Here is a 16,383-nt window from a genome sequence, read left to right as displayed (position 1 = left end):
CCAGAGCGCGCGCGCTCAGGCGTGCTTGCCCGCCATCAGCAGGGAAAAGACATCAGTGTTCCGGCAAAAATCCGGCGTTGCCGTCGCGGTCTTGTTCTGCTGGAGCCATTTTTCGCAGGTCTCGGGATTGACGCAGCCGGTGCAGGCCAAGACCACATCGCCCAAGGTGTCAAAGGTCATCTGACCTTCCATGATTTTCTGTTCCAGATCGACGCCCAAGCTATTGGCCATCCGATCCACCAATTGCGCGTGGCGTTTCAAGGTTGAAGTGCTTTGCATGTGATTGCCCCTTTGCTGCGCCCTCACTGTGCCCTGAGTTTGGGGGGGCTGCTTTGACCTGAATCAAATCGCCCCGTCCTCAAGGTAAAGTCGCACGCAGTCCTGCACGTGGCGAAACCGGTCGCCGCCCAGTTTCTTGCCACCATACCAACGGGTTACGACAATCACATGATCGCGCAAATCGGCGCGTTCCAACATGCGCAGGATCACCTGCCCCGCCCCGGCCTCGCCGTCGTCGCCCTTGAGCGGGGTGCCATCCCTGAGCAGCACAGCCCAGGTGTTATGCGTGGCGCGGGCGAATTTCTTGTCTTTCTTCAAGGTCTTGAGGAAATCGTCTACTTCCGCGCGGTCCTGTGCCATGCCGCCAGAGACCGCATAGGTCGACCCCCGGTCGCTGACGACGCCCTTTAACTGCCGCATGTCACAGACCGGCGGCCACCCGGCGCACGGTTTCGATACGCTGTGAGTTGGGCGGATGGGTGCCCAAAAAGCGATTGCCTGGATCGGGAAGCTGGCTAAAGAACTCTGCGCCGCGCACCGGATTATACCCGGCGCGATGGGTGATGACCGTGCCAAGGGCATCTGCCTCAAGCTCGAAATTCTTGGAATAGCTGCGCGCGCCCACCCCGGCACCGATGTCGAGGGCCTGATCCACCACTGTCTGGCTTGCGCCGGTGATCGCCGCCAAGCCACCCAAAAGAATCGCGCCTGCTGCGGCGTTTTGCTGTTGGCGCGGGATATGCCCCGAGATGTGATGCGCCGCCTCATGACCCATGACAAAGGCCAGTTCATCCGGATTGCGCACCTGCGCGATCAAAGGCAGGGTAAAGGCCAGAATGGGCTGACCGTTGCGATCAAGGGTCTGATAGGCATTGGGCGGCTGCCCGGGCCGATCATCCACGACGATGCGGAAATCGCAATTGGACTGCGGCGAGCGCGCGCGGCATTCGCGTTCGGCCACCGGTTCAACCCTTTGAACAACCGTGATGAATTGCTGGACCTGCGCGCGCGATGGGGTCGCCGCCACGGGGCGTTGTGTTGCTTGAGGTGCGGGCCTGTTGACCGGCCCTTGGTCGACCACCTCGACGCAGCCCACCAGGGCGACCAGCCCGAGCACTGTTATCCAACGCATTCCAAACCCTCTGCTAGCCCTCGTCTATTTACTTGTTCTAGCAGGGTTTCGCAGCTCTGACAGGTCTTTTCAAGCACACCAGTCCGGGCTTGCAAAGACCCGCCAACGCGGTAGGCTGGGGGTATGTTTTCCATCGAGCACGAATTCGACGCCACTGTGATCACCCTTGTTGACGAGGGGGCAGCCCCCTTGGGTGAGGATGTGATCATCAACGCCTTTGAGGAATGCGTGACGATCGAGCAATATGATCCGCGCACTGATAGCCTGCACAAAATCACCCTGTCGATGGGGCAGTTGCGCGATTTGCGCGCGGCGCTGGACCTGCCCGAGGGGGTCTATATCCAAGCGCCGGACGCCAAATAGAGCCTCAGCCGCCGATCTGGCGGAGCACCTCGGCGGCGGCAATGGTGGGTGTCATATCGCCCGCTGCTACACGGGCCGCATAGTCCTGCATCGTGGCGCGGGCTGCCGGGGTTTCGAGCCGCGCCAAAAGGCCCTGACGCACCTCTTGGCCGAACCAGTAGCGGGCCTGTTCTGCCCGCCGACCGTCAAAATGCCCGGTGTCGCGCCGCCAGTTCACCAATGCGGTCATCTCATCCCATGCCCTGTGCAGGCCCTCGTCCTGAAGCGCTGAAACGGTCATCGCCTTGGGATAGCCCTCTGGGTCCTGCGGTCGTTTGCGCAAAAGCCGCAATGCGCCTGCGTAATCCGAACAGGTTCGCATCGCCGCCGGTTTGAGATCGCCATCCGCCTTGTTCACAAGGATGAGATCGGCCATTTCCATGATGCCGCGCTTGACGCCCTGCAACTCGTCGCCACCGGCCGGGGCGAGCAAGAGGACAAAAAGATCGGACATTTCCGCAACCACCGTTTCGGATTGGCCAACGCCCACCGTCTCGATCAGGACCACGTCGAACCCCGCGGCCTCGCAGAGGGCCACCGCCTCGCGGGTGCGGCGCGCGACGCCGCCCAGATGGCTCTGGCTGGGGGAGGGGCGGATAAAGGCCGCCGGATCGCGGCTGAGCCGTTCCATCCGCGTCTTGTCGCCAAGGATCGACCCGCCCGAGCGCGCCGAGGACGGATCAACCGCAAGCACGGCCACGCGCAGGCCCTGCGCCGTCAGCATCAGGCCAAAACTCTCGATAAAGGTGGATTTGCCCACGCCGGGCGTGCCCGAGAGGCCGATGCGCACCGCCTGCTTGCCGGCGGATTTCAACGCCTCCATCAGGGCTGCGGCCTGCGTTCTGTGATCGGCCCGCGCGCTTTCGATCAGGGTGATCGCGCGGGCGAGCGCCCGCCGGTCGCCGGAGATGATCTTTTGTGCGATGTCGGCGGTATCCATGCGCTGCCCTTCTTGCTGTCGCCTGCCTTCATGCCTTGGGCCACCGGCCCTTGTCCAGAGGTGAGGGCGGGCAACCCTCTGGCCAAGGGCGCGCCGATGCCCGATAACGCAGGCATGACGCCCGATCTTCCCATTCAAGAGGCCATTCCAGCCCTTATCGACGCGCTGCGCGCGCGGGGGCGTGCCGTGCTTCAGGCCCCGCCCGGTGCGGGCAAGACCACGGTGGTGCCGCTTGAAATGTTGCAAGCTGGCCTGACTGAGGGGCGCATCCTGATGCTAGAGCCGCGCCGTCTTGCTGCCCGCGCCGCCGCCGAGCGGATGGCGCAGAGCCTTGGGGAAAAGCCCGGTGAAACCGTGGGCTACCGGGTGCGCGGCGAGGCCCGAGTGGGGCCGCAGACCCGGATCGAGGTGGTGACAGAGGGGATATTGACCCGCATGGTCCAATCGGACCCCGAGTTGCGCGGCGTGGGCGCGGTGATTTTCGACGAGTTTCACGAACGCTCGCTCAATGCTGATCTGGGGTTGGCGCTGTGTCTTGAGGTGGCGGGGGCGCTGCGCGACGATCTGATCCTGTTGGTGATGTCGGCCACGCTTGATGCCGCGCCGGTGGCGCAGCTTATGGGGGATGTGCCTGTCATTACCTCGGAGGGGCGCAGCTATCCGGTTGAGATCCGCTGGCGCGACCGTCCCCGGCCCAAGACGCGCCGGTTCGAGGACGCGCTGGCCGATCTGGTGAGCGAGGCGGTGACCGAGACAACCGGCGGCGTTCTTGTGTTCTTGCCCGGCGAGGGGGAAATCCGCCGCCTTGAAACGCTGCTGCGCGCACGCCTGCCCGGCGATTGCCAGGTGCGGCCACTTTTTGGGGCGATGGATTTTGCGGCGCAACGGGCCGCGATTGCGCCGATTTCAGAGGGGCGCAAGATCGTGCTGGCGACGTCGATTGCCGAAACCTCGCTGACCATCGAGGATATTCGCGTGGTGATCGACGGCGGGTTGGCGCGGCGCGCGCGGTTTGATCCCGGTTCCGGTATGTCGCGCTTGGTGACAGAGGCGGTGACGCGCGCCGAGGCAACGCAGCGCGCAGGGCGCGCAGGCCGTGTGGCCGAAGGGCGCTGCTACCGGCTCTGGACGCGCGGGGAAGAGGGGGCGTTGCAGGCCTTTGCCCCGGCAGAGATTGAGGCGGCGGATTTGGCGGGGCTGGCGCTGGAGCTGGCGCTTTGGGGCGCTGCCCCTGAGGATTTGCCGCTGCTGACGCCGCCCAATCCCGGCGCCTATGCCGAGGCGCGCGCGCTCTTGGAGATGTTGGGTGCGCTCGATGCCACGGGCCGGATCACCCCGCATGGCAAGGCGCTGGCGGCGCTGCCGCTGCATCCGCGCTTGGCGCATATGCTGGCCTCTGCCGGGCCAGAGGCGGCGGCGCTGGCGGCGCTTTTGGCCGAGCGTGATCCGTTGGGGCGCGGTGCGCCGGTTGATCTGGCGCTGCGGCTGACTGCGGTGCGCGACCTGCGCGCCTTTGAGGCGCGCTATGTCCATGTGGTCAATCGCGGTCCGCTCGAGCGGATCAAGACCGAGGCGCGGCGTCTGGCGGCGCAGGCCAAGGGCCGGGGGCAGGGTGGGCGCAGCGATGCCGAATGTGCCGCCCTTGCCTATCCTGACCGGATCGGGCTGCGCCGCAAAGGGGACGCTCCGCGCTATGTGCTGTCGGGGGGCAAGGGCGCTGTTCTGCCCGAGGGCGACCCGATGGCGCAGACCCGGCTGATCGTCGCCACCGATCTGGATGGCGACCCGCGCGAGGCGCGCATCCGTCAGGCCATCGCGATTTCCGAGGCAGAGATTCGCGGGCTTTTTGCGGACCGGATCGCGTGGCAGGATGTCTGCCTCTGGGATCGGCGCGAGCGGCGGGTGATCGCGCGCAAACAGGAACGGTTTGGCGCGCTGGTGCTGGATGACCGCCATTGGCTGGATGCGCCAGAGGAGCGTATCGCGCGCGCCATGCTGGACGGGGTGCGCGATCTGGGGCTGGCGTGGAGCGATCCCGCCCGGCGTTTTGTGGCGCGCGTTCAGCTTGTGCGCGACGGGGGGGCGGATCTGCCGGATATGTCAGAGGCGGCGCTGATGGCGGGGCTGGACGAGTGGCTCTTGCCCTATCTTCGGGGCGTGCGCAGCGCGCCGGAGTGGAAGCGGTTCGAGATGCTTGATGCGCTGCGCGCGCGGCTGGATTGGGACCAGATGCAGATGCTGGACCGCGCGGCACCGGCGCAGTTCACCACGCCGCTGGGCCGCAAGATTCCGATTGATTATAGCGGCGAGTATCCCGAAATTACCCTGCGATTGCAGGAAATGTTCGGCCAGACCACGCATCCCACCGTCGGGCGCACACCGTTGCGTGTGACGCTTTTGTCGCCGGGACATCGCCCGGTGCAGACCACGCTTGATCTGCCGGGGTTTTGGTCCAGCTCTTATGCGGATGTGCGCAAGGATATGCGCGGGCGCTATCCGCGCCACCCCTGGCCCGAGGACCCGACCGAGGCTGACCCCACCTTGCGTGCCAAACCCCGAAATATCCCGTGATTTGTATTCTGTGGTGAAATGTCTTATATCCTTGAGGCAGATAAATTTGCCCGAGCAGAGCAAAACCACAATGAACCAACTCTTTCCTCAGACCGCGCCCGGCGCGGTCGATGCTGACGCTGTTCTGCCCCGCAGGCAGGTGGCGGCGCTGTGCTGGCGCAAGCACAAGGGGCGCAAGGAGGTTCTGCTGATCACCAGCCGCGACACGGGCCGATGGGTTGTTCCCAAGGGCTGGCCCATCGAGGGGCTGACCGCCGCGCAATCCGCGTTGCAAGAAGCGTGGGAAGAGGCGGGCGTGCGCGCCGATGCCGATAAGGCGCGGTTCATCGGGCGCTTTGCCTATCACAAGGGTTTGCGCGATGGCCGCACCCTGCCGGTCGAGGCCGAGCTATACAAGGTGCGCCTGCGCGACGATGAGATGCGCGACCGTTTCCCCGAAGCGCGCGAGCGTCGGCGGCTTTGGGTCACGCCGCGCAAGGCGGCGAAACTTGTCGATGAGCCCGAGTTGCAGGATATCTTGCGCCGGTTCTGAGCCGGTTTATTTCGGCATCAAGACCCAGTAATCCAGATCCAACAGAACATGCGGCAGATGTTTGCCATCCGCGCCGCGCAGGTCAAAGGGCGCGCCGCCCTTGGTTGCCACCAGCCGCAGCCGCAATGCGCCCACCCCCGGTGCGGATGTGTCGGCCCGGTCCAGAACCTCGGACCATGCCCGCACGGTATCGCCCGCAAAGCACGGGTTGGCGTGGCTTCCTGCGTTGATCGCCGCGATCATCTGCGCATTGGCAAGGCCATTGAACGACAGCGCCCGCGCCATCGAGATCACATGCCCGCCATAGATCAGCCGCTTGCCATCGGCGCGCGGTGTGGCGTCGAAATGCGTTTTGGAGGTGTTCTGCCAGAGGCGCGTCGCCATCATATGCTCGGCCTCCTCGATGGTCACGCCATCGACATGGTCGATCTGCTCGCCAATCTCGTAATCGCCCCAGCGATGCGGCTCTCCGGCGAGGGTGAAATCATACTGTGTGAAATCAAGGCCCGCGGGGATGACAAGATCACTGGCGGCCACTGAGGCCGCGGTGTGCGGCACATGATCGGCGGGGGCCGGGGCCGTCTCATCGCGCTTGCGCACCATGACCCAGCGGACAAATTCCATCACCGGCAGGTCGTGTTGGTTAAAGCCGGTGGTGCGCACATAGACGACCCCGGTCTTGCCCGAGGAATTCTGCTTGAGCCCGATCACCTCGGATTGCGCGCGCAGCGTGTCGCCAGAATAGACGGGGCGCAGCCAGCGTGCCTCGGCATAGCCGAGATTGGCCACGGCATTCAGCGAGATGTCGGGCACCGATTTGCCGAACACGATATGAAACGCCGCCAGATCATCAATGGGGCTGGCAGGCAGGCCGCAGACCTGGGCGAATTCATCCGAGGAATAGATCGCATGGCGCGCCGGATAGAGCGCGTGATAGAGCGCGCGCTCGCCCCCCGATACGGTGCGCGGCACCGCATGGCGGATCACCTGCCCGATGGTGTAATCCTCGAAAAACCGGCCCGGATTGGTCTTGGCCATGCTCACTGTTCCCCCAACTTCATGTCGGGCGTATAGGTGCCGTCCTTGTCCTTGACCACGGCCTGCCCGCAGCGCATCACGCCATTGGCCGCGTCAAAGGCATAGGTGGGATCGCCGTAAAGCGCCCATCCCTTGTTGAGCGCAGCCGTCACCTTGTGACAGAACTCCGACGTGTCATCGGCGCTGAGAAAACGATAGAGTTTCATGGATTACCCCGGAAACGGCCAGACGCCCAGCCAGTTGTGAATAGCGGTCATGACGAGGAACAGCACGATCGTAATGACCACGAGAATGATGTCGCGCTTGGCCTCGCCCGGTTTGGGACGGTTCCACGTCTCGGATTTGTTGATCACCACCACCTCAAGCACCGCCCAGAGCAGCAGGCCGCCAAAGAGGATGAGCGAGGCCAGATCGCCATTGACCAAGAGATGCGCCACCGCCCAAACCTTGACCGCTGTCAGTTGCGGATGCCGCATGGCCCCGCGCAGCCGCCCTTTGGTGGCGCTCATGCCATAGAGAAACACCGCGCCCAGCATCATCAGGTTGTTGATATGCACGGTCCAGCTGGGTGGATACCAGACGTTGATAAAATCTGCTTGCCGATAGCCGATCACCATCAGCACCAGACCGGCAAGGATGCCGAGGGCGGCAACGCCCTTGCCCGCGTTCCCCATCCTTGCGCGCAGATCGGGGGCCACCCGTTTGAAGAGATGCGCTGCGATCCAAAGGATCAGCCCGAGGATGAGGTAAAACATGGGGGTTACTCCGCTGCCATTTCCCGTATCGCCTGTGCTTTGGCCAGGATGCGCTGCGCGGACACAACGTGCAAATTCTCGACGATCTGCCCGTCTACCACGGCAATCCCCTGACCCGAGGCGCGGCTTTCTTCATAGGCTGCGATCTGACGTCCCGCCAGTTCAATTTCGGAATTGGTGGGGGCAAAGGCAGTATTGGCGATTTCAAGCTGCGCGGGATGGATCAGCGTCTTGCCGTCAAAGCCGAGGTCGCGCCCCTGTTCACATTCGAACTTGAGCCCGTCACCATCGCGAAAGCGGTTATAGACCCCGTCCACCGCCACGATCCGTGCCGCGCGCGCCGCCATCACGATCATTTGAAGCGAGGCCCAGAGCGGCATGCGGTCGGCGCGCACCCGGCAGCCCAGATCCTTGATCAGGTCATTGGTGCCCGCCACCAGCCCTGTTACCTGCCGGTGGGCCGCAATTTCGCGGGCGTTGAACACGCTCACGGGGGTTTCCATCATGGTCCAGACGGGCAGGTCGGTGCCGATCACATCCGACAGGTTGTCAATGTCCGAGGGAGTATTGACCTTGGGCAAGAGGATCGCATCGGCCCCGGCATCGCGCAGGGCGCGGGCATCCTCTAGCCCCCATTCGGTCGTCAGCGCGTTGATCCGCACGATCTTGTAGCGATAGCCATAGCCGCCTTGGCGAAGGGCCTCGACCAATGTGGCGCGTGCGGCTGCCTTGGCATCGGGGGCGACCGCGTCTTCAAGGTCAAAGATGATCGCGTCCGTGGGCAGATCCCGCGCCTTTTCCAGCCCGCGCTCTTTCGAGCCGGGGATGTATAGCACCGAACGGTAGGGATGCATGCTGCTGTCCATGGGTCTGCCCTTTGATGGATTCTGACTGCGGTAATAATCTTGCGCAGGAATGGCATTTTTTGGCGGAAATGTTCAAGCGCTTTTTCGCCGCGATGCAGCGATGCCGCCGCAACAGGGGGCGGATGGGGCCGTTAACCCCCTGTTCATCTTTGTTTCGGCATGATCGGCCCTGCAACGGTCGGGGGACCAACCCAAGAGAAAGGGTGACGGATGATCAAGACAGTGATGGCCGGTCTGAGCGCTGTAGCGCTGGCACATGCCCCGGCACAGGCGCAATCGGGCCAATGCGCGCCGCGCGACAGGGTGGTCGAGCGTCTGGCCGATGCCTATGGCGAAACGCGGCATTCCATGGGGCTTGGGGCCAATAACATGGTGGTCGAGGTTTTTGCCTCGGAGACCTCTGGCAGTTGGACGATCACGGTAACGGGCAGCGATGGCATCACCTGCCTTGTGGCCAGCGGTCAGGCGTTCGAGGCCACGGCCGACACCGCAGCCAAACCGGGCAAAGGGGCCTAGAATACGCCATCCCAGATCAGCTTGGCCCCGGTGATCGTGAGCAACACATAGGTCACCGCGAAAAACGCGCGTTCCGGCATGATCCGGTGCGCGCGCACGCCGATCCACGCCCCCAAAAGGGCAAAGGGGGCCAAGATCAGGTCGATCATCAGCGTTTCCCGAGTGAAAAGCCCCAGCATGCCATAGGGCACCGCTTTGACGATGTTGAAGACAAAGAACATCAAGACCGTGGTCGCCTGATAGCGCGTCTTGTCCAGCCCGCGCGACAGCAGATACACCGCCGCAGGCGGGCCGCCTGCATGGCTGACAAAGCTGGTGAACCCGGCCACCAGCCCCGCCAAAACCCCGCTCCACCCCGGCAAAGGGGCCTGCCCCCGGCGCATCACCCGCGACTTTAGAACCGTCTGCCAAAGCACAAAGATCAGCGCGATCCCCCCGATCAAAAGGCGCAAGAGATCGGCATCGGCGCTGCGATAGAACAGCATCCCAAGCCCGATCCCCGGCACCCCGCCAAGGATCAGCATGGTCACCTCAAGCCGTCCCCATTGCCGCCAATAGGGGCGCAGAGTGGCCACATCGATCAGCATCAGGACTGGCAGCATGATGCCCAAAGCCATCGCTGGCGGCACAAAGAGCGCCAGAATCGCCGCCCCCGCAAAGGACGCACCAGAGCCGAAACCGCCCTTGGACACCCCCGCCAAAAGCGCCGCGAACACCCCGATTGCCACCACCTCGACGTTCATCGCTTCGGCTCCTAACCTATGTCTCTGCCTGTACTTTCACGGTATACGACCGCATCCCGCTGTCACGCCGAAAATCCGCCGCAGTGCAGCACCCTTGCAAGCGCGCAGATTTCGGACTACGCCCAAGCGCAACTTTTCAACCGATGGAGACTATCCAATGGCCAGACCCAAGATTGCGCTGATCGGCGCCGGACAGATCGGCGGCACCCTCGCCCATCTCGCCGCGCTCAAGGAACTGGGCGATATCGTCCTGTTCGACATCGCCGAAGGCACCCCCGAGGGCAAAGCGCTCGACATCGCGGAATCTGGCCCCTCTGAAGGGTTCGACGCGACGCTCAAAGGCACGCAATCCTATGCTGATATCGCGGGTGCCGATGTCTGCATCGTGACCGCCGGTGTGCCGCGCAAGCCGGGCATGAGCCGCGATGACCTGTTGGGGATCAACCTCAAGGTCATGAAATCCGTGGGCGAGGGCATTGCCGCCAACGCGCCTGACGCCTTTGTGATCTGCATCACCAACCCGCTTGATGCGATGGTCTGGGCACTTCAGAAATTCTCTGGCCTGCCCGCAAACAAGGTCTGTGGCATGGCCGGTGTGCTGGATAGCGCCCGCTTCCGCCATTTCCTCAGCGTGGAATTCAACGTCTCGATGAAGGATGTCACGGCCTTTGTTCTGGGCGGTCATGGCGACACGATGGTGCCCTCGGTGCGCTATTCTACCGTTGCTGGCATTCCCCTGCCGGACCTGATCGAGATGGGCTGGACCACCCAAGAGAAGCTGGATGCCATCGTGCAGCGCACCCGTGACGGCGGCGCGGAAATCGTGGGTCTCTTGAAGACCGGGTCTGCCTTTTACGCCCCCGCGACCTCTGCGATTGAGATGGCCGAGGCCTATCTCAAGGACCAAAAGCGCGTGCTGCCCTGTGCGGCCTATTGCGATGGCGAATTCGGCCTCAAGGACATGTATGTCGGCGTGCCGACCGTGATCGGTGCGGGCGGGATCGAGCGGATCGTCAACATCAAGCTCACCAAGGACGAGCAGGATATGTTCGACAAATCCGTCGATGCGGTCAAAGGTCTGGTCAAGGCCTGCAAGGAAATCGACCCCTCGCTGGTGTGATCGCCTGCTTTTAACGCTTCTGGATCAGGGCCGACATACGGTCGGCCCTGATTCTTTCTGGCACGGCACTATGGCCAATTTCTGATTTGTGATCACACGATTTAGCCGTGTGATCACAAAATGACGATTTTCGCGCCAAAACCTGTCATTCCGCAAAAAACGATTTATAAATGCGCGGAATATATGCCACACCCTGTCCCAATCGCAGCAAAACGGGACAGTTTGATGAATATCCATGAGTATCAGGCGAAAGCCCTGCTTCGCTCTTACGGCGCCCCGGTGTCGGATGGCCGCGTGGTTCTGCGCGCCGAAGAGGCCAAGACCGCCGCTGGTGCGCTCGATGGCCCGATCTGGGTGGTCAAGGCGCAGATTCACGCTGGTGGCCGTGGCAAGGGCAAGTTCAAAGAGGCAGGTGCCGGTGAAGCCGGTGGTGTGCGTCTGGCCCGTTCCGTGGAAGACGCCGCCGAAGAGGCCAAGCGCATGCTGGGCCGCACTCTTGTAACCAAACAGACCGGCCCGGCGGGCAAGCAAGTGAACCGCATCTATATCGAGGATGGTTCCGGTATTCAGACAGAGATGTATCTGGCCCTCTTGGTGGATCGCCAGACCAGCCGCGTGTCTTTTGTCTGCTCGACCGAGGGCGGCATGGATATCGAGGAAGTCGCCGAAAAGACGCCTGAGAAAATCCTGTCCTTCAGCGTTGATCCCGCGACCGGCTATCAGCCGTTCCATGGTCGCCGCATCGCGTTCAACCTTGGCCTCACCGGCGGTCAGGTCAAGCAATGCGTCAACCTCATGGGTATCCTCTACAAGCTCTTTCTCGACAAAGACATGGAGATGCTCGAGATCAACCCGCTGATCGTGTCGGACAAGGGCGATCTGAAATGCCTCGACGCCAAGATGGGGTTTGATTCCAACGCCATTTACCGGCACGCGGACATTGCCGAGTTGCGCGACACGACCGAGGAAGATCCCAAAGAGCTTGAAGCGTCGAAATACGACCTCAACTACATCGCGCTCGATGGCGAGATTGGCTGCATGGTCAATGGTGCGGGGTTGGCGATGGCGACGATGGACATCATCAAGCTCTATGGCGCCGAGCCCGCCAATTTCCTCGACGTGGGCGGCGGGGCGACCAAGGAAAAGGTCACCGAAGCCTTCAAGATCATCACCTCTGATCCCCAGGTCAAAGGCATCCTCGTCAATATCTTCGGCGGCATCATGCGCTGCGATGTGATCGCCGAGGGCGTGGTGGCTGCGGTCAAAGAGGTGGGGCTGAAAGTGCCGCTCGTGGTCCGTCTCGAAGGCACCAATGTCGAAAAGGGCAAGGAGATCATCAACACCTCCGGCCTCGACGTCATCGCCGCCGATGATCTGAAAGACGGCGCGCAGAAGATCGTCAAGGCCGTCAAGGGGTGAGCGCCGGTCCGGGGCCTTGGCCCCGGCAAACGCTCCGGTGGAGCGTTTGAGGCGCGAACGGGCGGAGCCCCGGATCATCCGACCATACCATAACGCGGCCCCGCCGCAGAACTCAGGAGCCAAACAAAATGGCAGTCCTCGTCGACAAACATACCCGCGTGATCTGTCAGGGCCTTACCGGCTCGCAGGGCACATTTCATTCTGAACAGGCCATCGCTTACGGCACCAAGATGGTCGGCGGCGTGACCCCCGGCAAGGGCGGCACGACGCATCTCGACCTGCCCGTGTTCAACTCGGTGCATGAGGCCAAACATGTGACAGAGGCCAACGCGAGCGTCATCTACGTGCCGCCGCCCTTCGCCGCCGACAGTATCCTCGAGGCGATTGATGCCGAGATGGAATTGATCGTCTGCATTACCGAAGGCATCCCGGTTTTGGACATGATGCGCGTCAAGCGCGCGCTCGAAGGGTCGAAATCCCGCCTCATCGGCCCGAACTGCCCCGGCATCATCACGCCCGACGCCTGCAAGATCGGCATCATGCCCGGCCATATCCACCGGCGCGGCAGCGTGGGCGTGGTCAGCCGCTCGGGCACGCTGACCTATGAGGCGGTCAAGCAGACCTCGGATGTGGGCCTTGGCCAGTCGACTTGCGTCGGCATCGGCGGCGACCCGATCAAGGGCGCCGAACATATCGACGTGCTGGAATGGTTCCTCGCCGATGACGAAACTCAATCGATCATCATGATCGGCGAAATCGGTGGCAGCGCGGAAGAAGAAGCGGCGCAGTTCCTGAAAGACGAGGCCAAACGCGGGCGCAAGAAACCCGTCGCAGGCTTTATCGCCGGGCGCACCGCCCCGCCGGGCCGCCGCATGGGCCACGCCGGCGCCATCGTCGCGGGCGGCAAAGGCGACGCCGAGAGCAAGATCGAAGCCATGAAATCCGCCGGCATCACCGTCGCCGAAAGCCCCGCTGGGCTGGGCGAGGCCGTGCTCAAGGCGATTGGGTAAAGGCCCGTTCGCGCGCGCCCCGGGCCTGACCCGGGGCCGCCGCGCGGCTGGGTGGCTCCGGGTCAGGCCCGGAGCATGTTGCGAAAAGGACATCTGAAATGACCGACCAATCCCCCAACGACCTCTTTCATGCTTCCAGCTTCATGCAGGGGCATAATGCCGAGTATCTCGAACAGCTTTATGCGCGCTATGCCAATGACCCGAACGCGGTCGATGCGGCGTGGAAGACGTTTTTCGACGCGCTGGGTGACGGCGATGACGATGTAAAGGCCGAGGCCGCTGGCCCCTCTTGGGCGCGCGCCGATTGGCCGCCGATGCCGTCGGATGACCTGACCGCTGCCCTCACCGGGGAATGGCCCGCCGAGCCCGAGTTGAAGGACGCAGGCAAGAAGATTGCCGCCAAGGCCGCCGAGAAGGGTGTGAGCGTCAGCGACGAAGACGTGAAACGCGCGGTGCTCGATTCCGTGCGCGCGCTGATGCTGATCCGCGCCTACCGCATCAGGGGGCATCTGGCCGCCGATCTTGATCCGCTGGGCCTGCGCGAAACGCCGAACCGCCCCGAGCTTGACCCGAAATCCTACGGGTTTACCGAGATCGACATGGATCGCCCGATCTTTATCGACAATGTTCTGGGGCTTCAGATTGCCAGCCTGCGCGAAATTCTCGCCATTGTGAAACGCACCTATTGCGGCACTTTCGCGCTGCAATACATGCATATTTCCGATCCTGAGCAGTCTGCTTGGCTGAAAGAGCGGATCGAAGGCTATGACAAGGAAATCAGCTTTACCCGCAACGGGCGCAAGGCGATTCTGAACAAGCTGGTCGAGGCCGAAGGTTTCGAGAAATACCTGCATGTCAAATACATGGGCACCAAGCGCTTTGGTCTGGATGGCGGCGAGAGCCTAATTCCCGCGATGGAGCAGATCATCAAGCGCGGCGGGCAATTGGGCGTGCAGGATATCGTAATCGGCATGCCGCATCGTGGCCGCCTTTCGGTGTTGGCCAATGTGATGGGCAAGCCCTATCGCGCGATTTTCAACGAATTTCAGGGCGGCAGTTTCAAGCCCGAAGAGGTCGATGGCTCGGGCGATGTGAAATACCATCTTGGCGCGTCATCGGACCGTGAATTCGACGGCAACAAGGTGCACCTGTCGCTGACCGCCAACCCCAGTCACCTGGAGGCGGTCAATCCGGTGGTTCTGGGCAAGGTCCGCGCCAAGCAGGATCAGTTGAACGACATCGACCGCATCAAGGTGTTGCCGATCCTCCTGCATGGCGATGCGGCCTTTGCCGGTCAGGGCGTTGTGGCTGAGTGTTTCGGCCTGTCGGGCCTCAAGGGGCATCGCACCGGCGGCACCATTCATATCGTGGTGAACAATCAGATCGGTTTCACCACCGCGCCGCATTTCAGCCGCTCGTCGCCCTATCCCACGGATATCGCGCTGATGGTCGAGGCGCCGATTTTCCATGTCAACGGGGACGATCCCGAGGCTTGTGTGCATGCCGCCCGCGTCGCCACGGAATACCGCCAGAAATTCCACAAGGACGTGGTGATCGACATGATCTGCTATCGTCGGTTCGGGCATAACGAGGGCGACGAGCCCATGTTCACCAACCCGGTGATGTATAAGAAGATCAAACAGCAAAAAACCACGCTCAGCCTCTATACCGAGCGGCTGGTAAAGGATGGCCTCATCCCCGAGGGCGAGATCGAGGATATGAAGACCGCCTTTCAGGCCTATCTCGCGGATGAGTTTGAGGCGGGCAAGGATTACCGCCCGAACAAGGCCGACTGGCTGGATGGCAAATGGGCCGATCTCAATGCCCATCGCGGCAAGTATGAGCGCGGCGAGACCGCGATCAAGCCCGAGACCATGGCCGAAGTGGGCCGCGCGCTCAGCACGGCACCCGAAGGCGTACCGCTTCATAAAACGGTTGAGCGGCTGCTTGAATCCAAGGCAAACATGTTCGAGACGGGCAGCGGCTTTGACTGGGCCACCGCCGAGGCGCTGGCCTTTGGCTCGCTCCTGACCGAAGGCTACCGCGTCCGGCTCTCGGGGCAGGACTGTACGCGCGGCACGTTCAGCCAGCGGCATTCCGGCCTGATCAATCAGGACAACGAAGACCGCTATTACCCGCTGAACCATATCCGTGAAGGGCAGGCGCAATACGAGGTCATCGACTCGATGCTGTCGGAATATGCGGTGCTTGGTTTTGAATATGGCTACTCTCTGGCAGAACCCAACGCGCTGACCCTGTGGGAGGCGCAGTTTGGCGATTTCGCCAATGGCGCGCAGATCATGTTTGATCAGTTCATCTCGTCGGGGGAATCGAAATGGTTGCGGATGTCCGGTCTCGTCTGCCTCTTGCCGCATGGCTATGAGGGGCAGGGGCCGGAACATTCCTCAGCCCGGCTCGAACGGTTCCTGACCATGTGTGGCGGGGATAACTGGATCGTGGCCAATTGCACCACGCCTGCGAATTACTTCCACATTCTGCGCCGCCAGATGTATCGCACCTTCCGCAAGCCGCTCATCCTGATGACGCCGAAATCGCTTTTGCGGCACAAGATGGCGGTCAGCAAGGCCGAAGAGTTCACCACCGGGTCGTCCTTTCACCGGGTGCTCTGGGATGATGCGCAATACGGCAATTCCGAAACCAAACTGGTGGCGGATGACAAGATCCGTCGCGTCGTCATGTGCTCGGGCAAGGTGTATTACGACCTGCTCGAGGAACGCGATGCGCGCGGGATCAACGATGTCTATCTTCTGCGGCTCGAACAGTTCTACCCGTTCCCGGCCATGTCCATGGTCAAGGAGTTGGAGCGCTTCAAAGGTGCGGAAATGGTCTGGTGTCAGGAAGAGCCCAAGAACCAGGGGGCCTGGTCCTTTATCGAGCCCAATATCGAATGGGTTTTGACCCGCATCAAGGCCAAGCATCTGCGGCCCACTTATGCCGGGCGTCCCGCCTCGGCCTCGCCCGCCACGGGCCTCGCCAAACAGCACAAAGCACAACAAGAAGCGCTGGTTGATGCCGCGCTGACCATCGAAGGGAACTAAC

General features: G+C 62.5%; 17 protein-coding genes. 8 read left to right on the top strand and 9 right to left on the bottom strand.

Annotated elements, in window-relative coordinates:
* Nucleotides 1–15 precede the first annotated feature (15 nt).
* The 3 genes from ACLGGT_RS04535 to ACLGGT_RS04525 all read right to left on the bottom strand — a co-directional run bounded on the left by ACLGGT_RS04535 (nucleotide 16) and on the right by ACLGGT_RS04525 (nucleotide 1,411).
* Nucleotides 16–279 carry a DUF6455 family protein gene (locus tag ACLGGT_RS04535; RefSeq protein WP_037296779.1) on the bottom strand — a complete coding sequence of 88 codons (264 nt, stop codon included), beginning with the start codon at nucleotides 277–279 and terminating at the stop codon, nucleotides 16–18.
* Nucleotides 280–342: 63 nt separating this feature from the next.
* Nucleotides 343–699, bottom strand: coding sequence for a YigZ family protein (locus tag ACLGGT_RS04530; protein WP_151977127.1), 357 nt, complete (start codon nucleotides 697–699; stop codon nucleotides 343–345).
* 1 nt (nucleotide 700) lies between these two features.
* Nucleotides 701–1,411, bottom strand: coding sequence for a M48 family metallopeptidase (locus tag ACLGGT_RS04525; RefSeq protein ID WP_437195141.1), 711 nt, complete (start codon nucleotides 1,409–1,411; stop codon nucleotides 701–703).
* Between the two features lie 123 nt (nucleotides 1,412–1,534).
* Here ACLGGT_RS04525 and ACLGGT_RS04520 point away from each other — a divergent pair, with 123 nt between their 5' ends.
* On the top strand, nucleotides 1,535–1,774 hold the full coding sequence (locus ACLGGT_RS04520; RefSeq protein WP_008279498.1) for a hypothetical protein: 240 nt from the start codon (nucleotides 1,535–1,537) through the stop codon (nucleotides 1,772–1,774).
* Nucleotides 1,775–1,778: 4 nt separating this feature from the next.
* Here ACLGGT_RS04520 and meaB read toward each other — a convergent pair whose 3' ends face one another.
* Nucleotides 1,779–2,753: a methylmalonyl Co-A mutase-associated GTPase MeaB gene (gene meaB / locus ACLGGT_RS04515; protein ID WP_008279497.1), complete on the bottom strand. Its 975-nt coding sequence runs from the start codon at nucleotides 2,751–2,753 to the stop codon at nucleotides 1,779–1,781.
* Nucleotides 2,754–2,867: 114 nt separating this feature from the next.
* On the opposite strand from meaB, the gene hrpB reads away from it, so the two are divergent.
* Both hrpB and ACLGGT_RS04505 read left to right on the top strand, forming a co-directional pair.
* On the top strand, nucleotides 2,868–5,324 hold the full coding sequence (hrpB, locus tag ACLGGT_RS04510; RefSeq protein WP_437197394.1) for an ATP-dependent helicase HrpB: 2,457 nt from the start codon (nucleotides 2,868–2,870) through the stop codon (nucleotides 5,322–5,324).
* A 70-nt stretch (nucleotides 5,325–5,394) separates the two neighbouring features.
* Nucleotides 5,395–5,856, top strand: coding sequence for an NUDIX hydrolase (locus ACLGGT_RS04505; protein WP_008279495.1), 462 nt, complete (start codon nucleotides 5,395–5,397; stop codon nucleotides 5,854–5,856).
* 6 nt (nucleotides 5,857–5,862) lie between these two features.
* On the opposite strand, the gene ACLGGT_RS04500 is transcribed toward ACLGGT_RS04505, so the two are convergent.
* Genes ACLGGT_RS04500 through ACLGGT_RS04485 form a run of 4 tightly spaced genes read right to left on the bottom strand, consistent with a single transcriptional unit; the run spans nucleotide 5,863 to nucleotide 8,515 of the window.
* On the bottom strand, nucleotides 5,863–6,894 hold the full coding sequence (locus ACLGGT_RS04500; protein WP_375554723.1) for a MaoC family dehydratase: 1,032 nt from the start codon (nucleotides 6,892–6,894) through the stop codon (nucleotides 5,863–5,865).
* A gap of 2 nt (nucleotides 6,895–6,896) precedes the next feature.
* Entirely contained in the window at nucleotides 6,897–7,100 is a 204-nt protein-coding gene (locus ACLGGT_RS04495; protein WP_008279493.1) for a DUF1737 domain-containing protein, read from the bottom strand.
* A gap of 3 nt (nucleotides 7,101–7,103) precedes the next feature.
* Nucleotides 7,104–7,649, bottom strand: a complete 546-nt coding sequence (locus ACLGGT_RS04490; RefSeq protein ID WP_008279492.1) for an NnrU family protein — start codon at nucleotides 7,647–7,649, stop codon at nucleotides 7,104–7,106.
* Between the two features lie 5 nt (nucleotides 7,650–7,654).
* Nucleotides 7,655–8,515 (bottom strand): HpcH/HpaI aldolase/citrate lyase family protein, encoded by an 861-nt coding sequence (locus ACLGGT_RS04485; protein ID WP_008279491.1) that lies wholly within the window; start codon nucleotides 8,513–8,515, stop codon nucleotides 7,655–7,657.
* Between the two features lie 210 nt (nucleotides 8,516–8,725).
* On the opposite strand from ACLGGT_RS04485, the gene ACLGGT_RS04480 reads away from it, so the two are divergent.
* Complete coding sequence (locus ACLGGT_RS04480; protein WP_437195140.1) at nucleotides 8,726–9,031, top strand: hypothetical protein; 306 nt, start codon at nucleotides 8,726–8,728, stop codon at nucleotides 9,029–9,031.
* On the opposite strand, the gene ACLGGT_RS04475 is transcribed toward ACLGGT_RS04480, so the two are convergent.
* Nucleotides 9,028–9,774 carry a sulfite exporter TauE/SafE family protein gene (locus ACLGGT_RS04475; RefSeq protein WP_437195139.1) on the bottom strand — a complete coding sequence of 249 codons (747 nt, stop codon included), beginning with the start codon at nucleotides 9,772–9,774 and terminating at the stop codon, nucleotides 9,028–9,030. The genes ACLGGT_RS04480 and ACLGGT_RS04475 overlap by 4 nt on opposite strands.
* A gap of 157 nt (nucleotides 9,775–9,931) precedes the next feature.
* On the opposite strand from ACLGGT_RS04475, the gene mdh reads away from it, so the two are divergent.
* From mdh to ACLGGT_RS04455, 4 genes are all read left to right on the top strand, one after another.
* Nucleotides 9,932–10,894 (top strand): malate dehydrogenase, encoded by a 963-nt coding sequence (gene mdh, locus ACLGGT_RS04470; RefSeq protein WP_008279487.1) that lies wholly within the window; start codon nucleotides 9,932–9,934, stop codon nucleotides 10,892–10,894.
* Nucleotides 10,895–11,119: 225 nt separating this feature from the next.
* Entirely contained in the window at nucleotides 11,120–12,313 is a 1,194-nt protein-coding gene (gene sucC, locus ACLGGT_RS04465) for an ADP-forming succinate--CoA ligase subunit beta (protein WP_081507492.1), read from the top strand.
* A 128-nt stretch (nucleotides 12,314–12,441) separates the two neighbouring features.
* Nucleotides 12,442–13,323, top strand: coding sequence for a succinate--CoA ligase subunit alpha (sucD, locus tag ACLGGT_RS04460; RefSeq protein WP_437195138.1), 882 nt, complete (start codon nucleotides 12,442–12,444; stop codon nucleotides 13,321–13,323).
* A 98-nt stretch (nucleotides 13,324–13,421) separates the two neighbouring features.
* Nucleotides 13,422–16,382 (top strand): 2-oxoglutarate dehydrogenase E1 component, encoded by a 2,961-nt coding sequence (locus tag ACLGGT_RS04455; RefSeq protein WP_437195137.1) that lies wholly within the window; start codon nucleotides 13,422–13,424, stop codon nucleotides 16,380–16,382.
* Nucleotide 16,383: the final 1 nt, after the last annotated feature.

Origin of the sequence: Roseovarius sp. MS2 (genome assembly GCF_051447875.1) — a bacterium.
GTDB lineage: Bacteria > Pseudomonadota > Alphaproteobacteria > Rhodobacterales > Rhodobacteraceae > Roseovarius > Roseovarius mucosus_A.
Note: the sequence above shows the minus strand (reverse complement) of the source record. Positions and strands in the feature narration are given on the sequence as shown.